Source organism: Pseudonocardia pini (genome assembly GCF_013870575.1).
GTDB classification, from domain to species: Bacteria; Actinomycetota; Actinomycetes; order Mycobacteriales; family Pseudonocardiaceae; genus Pseudonocardia; species Pseudonocardia pini.
Map to the genome: position 1 here is coordinate 1 of NZ_JACBXB010001218.1, position 1,041 is coordinate 1,041.

At 74.4% G+C, this 1,041-nt stretch carries 2 protein-coding genes; both read right to left on the reverse strand.

What is annotated here, in order from left to right:
- Window positions 1-427: MFS transporter (locus tag H5J29_RS33965; RefSeq protein ID WP_181784948.1), on the reverse strand; the 427-nt coding region annotated here is incomplete at its 3' end.
- A partial coding sequence (locus H5J29_RS33970) for an ABC transporter substrate-binding protein (protein WP_181784949.1) occupies window positions 424-1,041 on the reverse strand: 618 nt, incomplete at its 5' end. The genes H5J29_RS33970 and H5J29_RS33965, both read right to left, overlap by 4 nt.

Here is a 1,041-nt window from a genome sequence, read left to right on the forward strand (position 1 = left end):
GGTCGCCGCGCCGACGCGCGCCCTCGAGCACCAGTTCCAGCTGCTCGCGCGGGACGAGCGCGGGCAGCAGCCCGAACCCCGCGGCGTCGAAGAACACCATCGCGGAGTTGGCCACGAACGCCGCCACGTACAGCTGGGGTGTGCTCAGCACGCCGAGGGCCTGCGCGAGCGGTACGGATCCGACGGCCGCGGCCGCGACCAGCCCGGTCACCACCATCGTCGGGCGCCGGGGCCACCGGTCGGCGACGGCGCCGGCCAGCAGCCCGAGCAGGAGGTAGGGAGTGGACTCGACGGCGGTCAGCGCGGCGGTGTGCCCGGCGTCGCCGGTGCGCTGGTACACGGCGATCGGCAGCGCGACCAGGGTGACCGCCGATCCGAACCAGGAGATCGTCCGGGCGAGGACCAGCAGCCGGAACTGCCCGGTCACGATCCCCAGGCCGCCTGCGCCGCGCGCTCGATCTGGTCGACGATCGCGACCCCACCACCGGCGATCTCCGGACTCGACAGCGGGTACACCCGCCCGTCGCGGGCCGCGACGGTCCCGGCGAGCATCGACCGGGTCGCCGCGACGACCTGCTGCGGGTCCTCCCCCTTCTCCGCCAGCACGAAGACGGCCTCGGGCTGGCGCGCCAGCACCTGCTCGGCGGACACCTCGGCGAAGTTCTGCCCGACGTCGGCGAACTCGTTGGTCAGCCCGGCGGCCTGCAGGATCGCGGCGTAGTAGGAGCCGGAGAGCGCGAAGAGCCTGCCGCCGTAGCTCTGCACGAAAGCCACCCGCAGCGGCGCCCGGTCACCGCGCAGCGCGGCCGCACGATCCACCCGCGCGCGCAGCCCGGCGACGACCTCGTCGGCCTTGCCCGACACGCCGAACAGTGCCCCCAGCTCCCGGACGTCGTCGTAGACCACGTCGACCGACGGGGTGGCCGCCGCGTCGAGGCAGTAGTTGCCGAGCACGTAGGCCGACGCACCGGCGGCGCGGAGGCCGTCGTAGCCGAGGGTGCCCTGCTCACCCGAGACCTGGTTCTCGTCGCCGGCCAGCAC